This is a genomic window from Komagataeibacter saccharivorans, assembly GCF_003207825.1.
Taxonomy (GTDB): domain Bacteria; phylum Pseudomonadota; class Alphaproteobacteria; order Acetobacterales; family Acetobacteraceae; genus Komagataeibacter; species Komagataeibacter saccharivorans.
In genome coordinates, this window is the sequence record NZ_NKTY01000040.1 from 1 (window position 1) to 11099 (window position 11099).

2 protein-coding genes and 3 pseudogenes are annotated in these 11099 nt (G+C 62.4%); 2 read left to right on the plus strand and 3 right to left on the minus strand.

From position 1 onward, the window contains the following. Positions 1-83 precede the first annotated feature (83 nt). Positions 84-583, plus strand: a pseudogene (locus CFR79_RS14455) (IS5 family transposase); the annotation flags it as partial. A gap of 83 nt (positions 584-666) precedes the next feature. Here CFR79_RS14455 and CFR79_RS16415 read toward each other — a convergent pair. From CFR79_RS16415 to CFR79_RS14475, 3 genes and pseudogenes are all read right to left on the minus strand, one after another. After that, positions 667-1184 (minus strand): annotated as a pseudogene (locus tag CFR79_RS16415) (aminoglycoside phosphotransferase family protein). A gap of 13 nt (positions 1185-1197) precedes the next feature. Next, positions 1198-1624: pseudogene (aac(6'), locus tag CFR79_RS16420) on the minus strand (aminoglycoside 6'-N-acetyltransferase). A gap of 467 nt (positions 1625-2091) precedes the next feature. Then, entirely contained in the window at positions 2092-5460 is a 3369-nt protein-coding gene (locus CFR79_RS14475) for an AAA family ATPase (protein ID WP_181417456.1), read from the minus strand. Positions 5461-5924: 464 nt separating this feature from the next. Between CFR79_RS14475 and CFR79_RS14480 the strand changes: the two genes are divergently transcribed. Then, positions 5925-10700 carry a DEAD/DEAH box helicase gene (locus CFR79_RS14480; RefSeq protein WP_220030305.1) on the plus strand — a complete coding sequence of 1592 codons (4776 nt, stop codon included), beginning with the start codon at positions 5925-5927 and terminating at the stop codon, positions 10698-10700. Positions 10701-11099 lie beyond the last annotated feature (399 nt).

An 11099-nucleotide genomic window follows, 5' to 3' on the forward strand; every position in this document is an offset into this window, starting at 1 on the left:
GCTCAAGGAACTCAGGCGAATAACGCGATGTCTTCTTCTTCTCTACCATAGGGATCATCCTCCGAGAGTTTTACTCTCCGGTAAACTCGGGGCAGTTCATGATGATCGACAGCACAATTGTCCGGGCGCATCAGCATAGTGCCGGAGCTCTCAAAAAAAGGGCACGGATCAGGCCATCGGACGATCACGAGGCGGGTTGACTACAAAGATCCATGCCATCTGCGACGCTCTGGGCAATCCGGTGGAACTCGGCATCACACCGGGACAGGATGCCGATATCACCCAGGCAGAACCACTTTTGGAAAACATCGACCCGGATGCTTTCCTCGCTGACAAGGCGTATGACGCGGACAGGTTGATCGATCGGCTGATACAGCGCGGGATTACCCCGGTCATCCCGCCAAAACGCAACAGAACGACACAACGGGAAACCGATTTTTCTCTCTACCGCGAACGGAACCTTGTTGAGAGGTTCTTCAATAAACTCAAGCAGTTTCGCGCTATCGCAACCCGCTACGATAAACTGAAATCGACCTTCCTCGCAGCCGTGCAGTTCGCCTCAATCATCATCCTGCTTAACTGACGACACGCCGTAGAGTTGCTGTCGCCAACCTCCCAAACTCACGCCAGTCTGGCCGCGTATCATCCGGCACAGGATGCACTCGCTCATGTCGAAATGAACCGCAACGGGATTAGGGGAGACCAGCTTCTACGCTTCTGGCGCCACATCTGCTTCCAGGAAGCGTAGATCGGCACCCGAGCGTCCGAGTTGAGCATGATCCCGCCATGCCCCGCGGCCGTTGGAGCAAGGTCAGCGAACCGCGCGGCCAGGGGCATGAGCGGCGGCGACGGGGTCGCGCGCGGTGTATGCAACCGAGAGGCGGTCTCGCAAAGAATGCGAAAGGCCTCCTCGTCGCGACCGTCCCATGCCCAGCCGGCGAGAGAGCCAGATTCCGTGGCGCGCGCCATGAGTAGCGCATCGCCACCTTGGCGATCACCGGTGCGGCGCCGGCGCCATTCCACCAGGCCATCAGTCTGGCGCCCAGGCGCTCGTCCTCGTGCATGGTGACCTTAAGCATCGCTGGTTCGCCCAGCCGGATCACCGGCAGAAGGCGCGACGTGTCCGTCACGATCGGATCGCCATCCGGAAGCAGGTGCCAACGATCGAGATAAGGTGCGAACATCGGGCGATCCAGATCAGTCAAGGTTCTTGCGAAAGAAGACGACCCGTTCGGTCTCGTCGAAACCAAGGGCCCGGTGCATGGCGTGGCTGCTGGTGTTGGCGAGTTCCGCGTCGGAGGCAAGCTCCGTGGCACCGTGCTGCCGCGCCCTGAGGGCGACCTGGCCGACAAGGCCGCGCGATCCCACGCCCGCGCTCGGCGGGCGTGACATAAATGCCCTCGAGGAAGGCGACCGGCGAGGACGCGCACCCATTCACGTAGTCATGCCGCATGGCAGCTTCGACAAAACCAATACGGGCGCCTCGCGCCGAAACGGCGAGCAGGCAGAGGCTCTTAGCGTTCGATCTGTTTAGGAGAGCTGCGATCTGCTGCTCGTGCTCGGCGAAAGCATGATCGGGCCATAGAGCGCGCCGCAGTTCGGCGTAGGCAACCAGATCGACCATCGTCGCACGACGAAACTGCACCTACCCACCCTCCTGCAACGGTGTCACTCTCGATCGTAATGATGTCCGCTATCCGACGCGTGAACAAGGCCGGTTTTCGTCCGAGAAGAGAGCGACTGCCGTCTGTCTGCTCCTGTGTCACTGAGCGGACAGGCAGATCAGGGAGGGAAAGCGGATTGTCCTCTTTTGAGATGAAATGATCGAAAAACGATATTCGCGTGAACGCTGTTAGGAACAGCTATGCGCCCATTTCGGCCGCACAGCCGCCGCGGTGCCGATGCCGAAAGCCAACTTTCGTTCACATCGCGGCGTGCGAACGCGTGATGGAAAACGGACTGGCAGATTTCGAGCGCGCGGATGGAGCAACTGTACGCTTGTTAATGAGACGGTGATCAGAAAATCCCTGATCTAGGGATCATCGTCGCACTCGTTGACGGGGAGGCTCGAGATCGCCTCGGTGTCAAACCTTAGTCGCCGAACAGCGTTTCGGCCAACCGTGAGATCGAGCCGCTGTCGATGCCCCCGGCGACACTGTCTTCCGTCACGATGAGCCGCCCCGCTGGGTTTGTCGGGCTCCAGTCGGTGATGCCCTGTGCCGCGTACCATTCCTTCTTGCGCGCCCACCGCTCGCGGTACTGCGGCTGCCCCATCAGACCGCAATGCTCCCAATACCAGACGTCCTGACCCTTCTCGATCGTGAAGTCCGGCCATCGGGTTGTACCGGCGACGTCGGTCAAAGGCTTTTCGAAACTGTATCGGATCTGCTGCCGCTGTTCGAAGTCGTTGAGAATGTCGGCGATCACGAGTTCCGACTTCGAACTCACAAGGTCGCCGCGCCGTGTAGAGTGGATCAGCTTCGTGGCGAGCCAACCCGTCCGGAGACCGCCGGTCGCGACGACCGACATCTCCTGCATCGCGGCCAGTCCGAACAGGTTGGTCGAACGCCGTTTGGTCTCAGAGAAGAAGTCTGACCGCAAGCGAAGAAGATTTCCGAAGTTTCCCTGATGCAGCACCCAAACACGGTTCTTCTGCCTCGTGAGGGCGGTGTACAGCATCTCCCTAGACAGGAGCCGGCTGTTCTCCGGCAGCACGAGGATAACCGTTCCGAACTCCGATCCCTGCGCCTTGTGCACGGTCACGGAGTAGGCTAACTCAAGATAGGGGCTTCCTTCGTCGGAGAAGTCCTTTCGCGAGAAGCTGTACGTTTCCCCGGGCTGCGATGCGAACTCGACGTTGGTGTAGACGAGCCGGTGCTGACCTGCATCACCGTGGACTATCCCCACTTCGCCGTTCGCGAGGTATCCTCTCTGACGGCCCTCTTGTTTGCTCCAGCAGTTGCGCGAATGGTTGCGAAGGCAGATCACCTTATCCCCGTAGGTGATCTGATCGGAGCCACGGGGTTCGATCATCCGCCAACCGCGTCGACGAAGACGGGCCGCCTCCAAGCGGTCCGACCGAACGGTCTGCTTCATAAAGCGGTTGAGCTCGGCTGATCCGCTTGCCATGTTTCGATGGGCGGAAAGTATCTGCCAGCTCTCCGCCTTCGTCCCGCAGCCGCGATTAAAGTAGATGAACTCCCCATCGCGCGTTCCGCCCAGGGAGAGTTCAAGCTCGGTCTCAAGCTCGCCTTCTTGGGCTTCGAACTCGAGAGCGAGCACATCCAAGAGCCGCTCCCGTAGAGCCGCCGGTGTATCCCATGTCAGCAGCCTGAGCCGCTCGCCGTCCCGCTGCACGAGATCGCATGCGATCTCGTCCTCCCCTGGCTCGGAGGGGCGCCCGGAGAAGAGATTGGCGAGTTGGACATCGGGCAACGAGAGCGCCGGAACAAGATCATCGCCGGTCTGTCGCCGACTTACCGTCAGGTCGGCCAGACCCGCGCCGGCATGTTTATCCCGGAGGTGGGCGATGATGTCGACGAACGGCCGGCCGGCGCCGATCGGCGGCAGCTGCTGAGGATCGCCGACCAGAATTAATCGTGCTGAGATCGGCAGAGCACTGCAGAGAGCTGCCAGTTGATCCTCGGTGAGCATTGAGCATTCGTCGACAACACACGTGGACACGACGGCCGTCGCCCCATCCGAAACGACGACATACTGGCCCGTGTCCGCATCGTAACGACCATGCTCAAGAAGGAACTGCGCTAGCGTGCGTGCTTGGTCCGGCCGCCTTGTCTGCTGGCCCAGTCGCACTCGCGCTTTGCCCGTCGGGGCAAGCAACAACACGTCGCTGCCGACGATCTTTTTCTGATCGAGAAAGATCTTAAGGAGCGTCGTCTTTCCGGTACCGGCCGGCCCACTGAGTACGCCAATGCGATTAGACTCCAACACCTCTAGCGCTCGGACCTTCTCGTCCTGCGCAGCGATCTCGTCCGCGTCGGCTTTGGCAGGCGCTCCAAACTCCTTCTCGACGAGTGGGCGCCACGAGGTCGCGAGCTTTCCCGCTCTAATCCGTTCGCCGACGTGTCGGCCTATAATCTCGCCGGCTTTGACGTAACGGACCAGTTGAGCGAACACGGCACCGTCTTGCACGGTGACGGCCACCTCGGGTGAAAAGTCGTCGGCACAAATCTCGAGGGCTGTCTCGTCCACCGAGACGGACGCTGACAGCGGCAGAGCCTCCACGATGCTGGTCAGGCGCTTGGCGGAAAGAACCGTGTCGCCGTTCGCAGCGGCCTTCTCGAGGGCTTCAATGACGAGTGCCCGCAGCCGGAGGGGGTGCTCCGGTTCCTCTAGGTCGACCAACATGTCTTCGGGAAGGGCCGGTCGGATCGTCGCTGTATCCGTCGGGAACATACTGCGGTCGACGGTGCCCAGAGCAACAGGATCAGCGGTGTTCCTCGACAGCTCGTACAGTCGGTAAGGGTTGTCGAGGATCGCTTCGACATCTTCGCCATCGAACGCCGCCTTCGCTTGGTCGCGGGTCAGCTCGAAGCAGGCCAGAAGGCGCATGAGCCGCATGCCCTCGGGATCCGTCCGGTGAAGGTGCTGCCAGCGCCTCCGCTGCATCGTCGTGAGGCGCGGCGCTCCAGTGGGCGGCTTGCGTCCACCGACGAAGATCTCCTCGACGATCGGCCAAGGGTCTGTCCCATCGGCCAGCTCACCCGCCAAAGCGTGGGCGAAAAGGGTGCCGTTGAACTGCGGATCGAAGCAGGACAGTGCGCTGCCCAGGCCCGGTGCTGGGCCCTGCATCGACCAGAGTTCACTCAGCTCCCGATCAATCCATTCGATGTAGCGCGCCCAAGGTCCGGGAATGATGTTCGAGACAGCTTCGAGAGAGACGCGCACCGACTGCAGCGAGCTGATGGCGCTGCCGTGCGTGACGTGGTCAGTGCCGTAGAGGAACTGGTCGTAGGCGTCATCGGGCACTTCGGCAGCCAGGCCGGACACGTCGAGATCGTCACGAATCGTGGCCTGGGCGATCAGAGCGTGGTAGGGAAGCACGACACCACCGAGCCACGCCCCATCTTCATTCGGATCGGGCCTGAGCGTGTGCTGAAACGGTCGTTCCCAGATCATCGACCGGATGCGTCCGTCCGGGTGCCCCCCCTCGTAGGGATACTCGGCGACCTTTCCAAGTGTCGCCAACTTTGCGACCGCGACGATCTGACGCCGGGCCGAGTCCGTTAACGGCGTCTGCTTCGCGTAGAAGAAGATCAGCGAGCCCGCCTCCGAGAGGTTGCTGGCGAAACCGTCCAGGAGAGCAGACTGGTTGTCGCAATCCTGCACCCAAGCGGTATTTACGATCAGGTCAGGGGCTTCCCCCTTCTTCGGCTCGTTACCCTCGCTCGCATCGATCCCGTAGACGCCGGCCAGCTCCCAGGCATGCTCGCGCAGCATCCATCTATAAGGCGTAAGCACGCCTCCGTAGGCGGGGACATGAACAGACTGAGGAAGGATGTGGCGGTGCTCGGCGCTGTAGTCGGCGTAGTCGAGCTTAATAGGTAGGGAGACCGGGAATGGGGATAGGAACCCTCCCCGCTCGGATAAGCACGGCGGAGCCTGGTCCATGTCGTCGAATCGGGTTCCGGCGCACGAAGCCTCGCGGGCGTCGTCCCGGTTCTCGGCCGTTCGCTTCAGCGCCAGGCAAGCGGAGTTCGCTCGGGCGTCTTGGCATACACGACCATTCCACATTGAGTCATGCCAAGGCACGCGGACCGAAAGGTGACGCACATTTCCTCGACCCACAGTAATTTCCCCAATGATTATCCGCGTTTCAGATAAATGTATCAAGGGTCTTCGGCCTTAACAACCAGATTGGATTCGTCCATTTACACTCGGAGCTGTGCAAGGGGGGCGTAGTGGTGACAACAACGATCGCAACGGCGGACAGTGATGACAACGATTTCGGTTCTCTGAAGGCTTTTGTCGCAGATGAGTGCGATCGTCGGCTCCGGGCGTATAGCGCTCAGCCACGAGACGCGAATGAACACTACGAAACCGAGATCGAGGTGCTGTCGGGCGGCTACGCCTATCGCCAGCTCTTCGAGCTGGTCCAGAACGCCGCCGACGCGATAGGCGAGGGATCGGAGGGCCACGGCCATGGCCGCATCCATGTCCGACTGGACCGTTCTCGCTTGACGGCGGCGAACACGGGCGCGGCCCTCGACCGGGACGGCGTGGTTGCGCTGCTCAACGCCCGAAGCTCGTCGAAACGGGCCGGACAGATCGGCCGGTTCGGCATCGGGTTCAAGTCGCTCCTGAAGCTCGGTGGAAGCGTCGAACTTGTCAGCCGCTCTATAGGCCTCCGCTTCGACCCGGAATGGTGCCGAACAACGATCCGGACCCATCTGAGTCTCGAAGCGAACGCGCGCGCGCCAGGAATGAGGCTGGCGAAGGTTCTGGACCCTGCCGGACAAGACAGTCCGCTGTGGAGGTGTGGCAACTTCGAGTGGGCGACTACCGTGATCACGGCGGAGATCATCGAAGCCGGGGTCTATGACCGCCTCGCGGACGAGATGGCCAGGTTCCCTGCTGAGTTCGTCCTCTTCCTCGAATCGGACGTCGAGCTCGTCCTCGAGGTAGACGCGGGCGTTACGCGTACGATCAGCCGTCGTCGGGATGGAGACATATTCGTTGTCGACGACGGCATGACGGAGAGCCGCTGGCGCCTATTCCAGGCGAAGGCCCGCATCACGGACGCTTTAGCTAGAGCGGACGCCCAGCATCTCCAAGCGCGAGATGAAGTCCCACTCGCGTGGGCGGTGCCGCTGGGCGCGCGTGAGGTCGCAGGTCGATTCTGGGCATTCTTCCCCACGCAAAGCGAGACCCTGGCTTCGGGTATCCTGAACGCGCCCTGGAAGCTGAGCAGCGACCGGACCAATGTGATCGCCGGCCCCTGGAACTCGGCCCTCATGAGGGAGGCGGCGCTCCTCATCGCCAACAACATCACTGCACTTTCGACATCGGAAGATCCGGGTGCCCCCGTGTCCGCCCTTCCACGGCAGCTCGAACGGAAGGACGAGCTTGCCGCCGCGCTCGTCGATCCGCTCTGGGATCTCCTCGTCGGCCGGGCGATCCTCGCCGACGGCGTCGGCCGGCTCAGGGGTGCTGAGGAGTTGGGCCGCCATCCGGTCGATGATGGAGAGGCGCTCAAGTGGTGGTCAGCCTTCGCCGATGAACCGGTAAAGCGCAGGCTCGTCCATCCGAGCTGCCAGTCGGGGCGGCGGCGCGCCTCAAGGCTTGAGGCGTATGCCCGCGAATCGGCGGCGCGTGCGCTCAAGGACGCCGCGCCGGTTCTTGCCCAGTGGAACGACAGCGCGTGGCTGGAGGCCGTAGCCGGAGCGGAGCCCAGTGCGGCGATCCCGTTCCTCCACTTCGTTGACGAGGTTGTGAACGCCAAAAAGCTCATCGCGCAGCAGCGGATCCGGCAGGCACGGATAGTGCCGTCGCACAAAGTTTCGCTGATCCGCCCTCATGATGCGATCATCGCGCCCCTCACTCTGGTCCCGTCCGGGCTGACGGCCGTCTCGCTCGCCGTGGCCGGGGATGAGCGTGCCCACCGCTTCCTCACCGAGACGCTCGCCGTGAAGGAGTTCACCGCAGACGTCTGGCAGACAGTGCTGGCGGAGTCGCTGACGAAGGCGGTCTCCGCCAACGATGGGGAGAGTTGGGTCAATTTCTGGACGAACCTCTCCGAGGCTCCCGGCCAAGCGATCGACGAGTTTCTCAAGAACAACGGGGTCACCAAACTGCGATACAGGAACGCCGATGGCGAATTCCGCCCACGTGACGAGTTGATCGCGGTGACTCTGGAGAATGAGGCTGGGGTCAGCTCTGAACTGAAGCTGGATCTCGAATTCCATGCCGCCCATCGCAATCTGCTGCCCGAAGAGGTCTGGCAGACCTATCCGCCGCTGGCATACGATCTGGTGCGCGACTGGGAAGGCCTTAGTTCGAAACAGCTGAAGTCCTACTTCGACAAGGTGTGCGAAGTCGGCTTCCGCAAGGTGACCGGCAAACCGCAATACGGGAAGCTCGGAGTCCTAGATCAAGAACAGATCTACATGCCTGCCGGTTGGCGCCTCCTCCCGCTGCTGCCAGCAGTGCATGCAGCTGCGCTGACACTGCGTCTTATCGAAGCCACGGAACGCCCCCGCCAGGGCGCCACCACGACCGACAGATCGGCGATTTTTCGGCAGATCACCTACGGTCACTCCACCAGACGGGATTGCTACGAAATTCTTTCGGCGGCCCACCCGCTCGTCTTCTGGCTCACGACGTATGGTGTACTCTCGGTTAGATCCACGTTAGTCCACCTGAAGAACCTTCCGCCCGAGGTCGCCGAGGCGCTCGCCCGCGTCGGACACGCCGGTGGGCAGCGGGTTCAGGCGGTGCTCCTCGCGTATGCGGCCCCGGCGGACATCCGCATCGGGTGCGACGCTGATCAGTTGAACCCCGCCTTGAAGAGCGCATTCTGGGCCGCCGTCTTCTCGGAGCTCGCCATAGCGAGAGAGGACTTCCCGGGACTCAGACCTCTCTGGGAGCGGGCGGCGGCCGATAAGGAGACGCCCACCTTGGTACCCACCTCGGCCGGACCGATGGCGATCGGCGAGATATTCGTCGGCGTGGACGGGGAAGCGGCGACAGCGAAGATCAATGACGGCGATATCGTGATACTTTCCGAGGTCGCCGCCGAATGTTGGGAAGCGGCGGGGGCGAAGCCCCTTATGGACAACAGCGACGTGACGACCGAAGAGCAACTGGGGGATCCGCTGCTTCTGAGTGACATCTTCCCCGAGTTGGCCCCAGTGCTGAAGACGCGGGCTGCAAAGCGCGCGGACGCCGTCTGGGTGCGTGGCTTGGTCGAACGCGCGGGGCACAGGATCACGAAGCCGGTGATCGCACGTGACAGCACCGGCCTCATCATGATCGATCGGGACAGGTTCTACGCTCTTGGATGGCTCGAGGGCAGGCGGCAGATCCTTGACGCGCTGATCTGGTCCGGTCTGCTGGAGGGCGATGCCGGCAACCTCGTTGAGGAATTGGCGACATCGCGCGCGCAGGAGGCGCGGGCAGCGGTGAGAGAGGCGAACGGTCTGCCAGCGAGGCTGCTCAGAGCCGTCGGCGAGGCGCCTGCCCCGTTAATGGGGACCCTCCCGGAATCGGTCATCGAAGCAATCGACGGCAGCCTTCCTGATGAGAGTGTGGCCGAGCTCGCCCTCGCGGTGCATGGCCCGACGATCCTGACGAAGCTTATCGGCGTTCTGGAGGCCGAGGGGCTTCAGCCGCCGAGGCGCTGGGGCGGCGAAGCGGCACGGCAATTCGTGGTCGAACTCGGCTTCCCGATAGAATTCGCCACCAGTACCTCCGTCCGGCGAGACGCTGAGCTGCTCGTGAGCGGTCCGATCGCGCTTCCTGAGCTTCACGACTATCAGAAGGACATCCTTCACCAGCTCGAAGATCTGCTGTCGTCCGGAGCCGGTAGGCGGCGCGCCGTGGTCAGCCTGCCGACCGGTGGCGGCAAGACACGCGTCGCCGCGGAGGCGGTGGTACGCCTCGTGCTCAACGGACAGCAAGCCAGAAGCGCGCTGTGGATCGCGCAGACCGACGAACTCTGCGAGCAGTCAGTGCAATGCTTCCGGCAGCTATGGTCAAACTTGGGGGCCGAAGGCGAGGAGTTACGCATAGTTCGCCTATGGGGCGGACAGACCAACCCGACCCCACCGGAAGCAGGAGAGGCGATCGTCGTTGTGGCGAGCATCCAGACCCTGAATGCGAGGATGGAACACGAGGGCCTCGACTGGCTGAGCCGACCGGGGATCGTCGTCATCGACGAGTGCCACCATGCGATCGCACCCAGCTACAGCTCCTTGTTGCGGTGGTTGGACGTGCAGACTGGCGGGGAGAGCACGCGCGAGCGCGAACCACCAGTGCTCGGTCTCAGCGCGACGCCATGGCGTGGCCGCGACGACGACGAATCGGCTAGGCTCGCCAGTCGCTTCGACCGTCGATGGCTGCCAGCCGACCAGGAGGGGCTGCATCAGGAGCTCAAGCGCCGGAAGGTGCTGTCCGAGCTACGGTACAGCCCCATCCACTACGACCGTCCGGTAAGCCTCTCGCCATCCGACGTCAGGCACTTCGAGCAGTATGGCGAGCTGCCCGAGTCGGTCATTGAGGAACTCGGCTCGGATCCGGACCGGAACGAGCGCATCCTGGACCGCGTGTTGTCAAGCAGCGCCTCGTCGATCCTCCTGTTCGCGAATTCGGTGAAGCACGCGCAATACCTTGCAGCGCGTCTGCATCTCGCTGGCTGTCCCGCAGCCGCAGTGAGCGGAGAGACAGACAAGCTGGCTCGTCAGCACTTCATCCGCCGCTTCCGATCCGGCGAGCTCCGCGTGCTCTGCAACCACAGCGTACTGACCACCGGCTTCGATGCCCCGAGATCTGACATGGTGCTGGTTTCCCGACCGGTGTTCAGCCCGGTACGATACATGCAGATGGTGGGGCGCGGACTACGTGGTCCGGCCAACGGCGGAACCGAGACGTGCGAGGTCGCGACGGTCGAGGACAACATCCTCAGCTACCGGGACCGGCTCGCCTACCACTATTGCCGGAGGTTCTTCGATGCGGTCAGATAGGATAGGCCGCGTCTGCGGTCTGGCGCCGATCGCCTACGACGGTGTCAGGCGCGCGCACGCCTCAGCGGGAACAGGACAGCGTAATACGTCGAGATGGCAACATGCGGCGACTAAAGCAGTCATAGTCGTGAGGTGAACGAAAGGCTGAATGTTGGCAGCCGGAAACGGTCAGTGGATGGCAGCAAGTGAGCCTTTGAAGCTCCGGCGGTCGCCTTAAGGAGGGTCGGCTCTCCGCGCCTGCCTGTCCGGGAGAGGCCAGTCAGCAAACGGCCAAAGTCGGAAACGAGGCTTTGAACTAGATGTTTAGTCCCAGGATTTGATGGTGCATTATTTTCACGAGAGTGGAAGGAAGCGCTATGGGCCAGGTTCACCACGGAAGCGCCACGACGACAGCGGCAG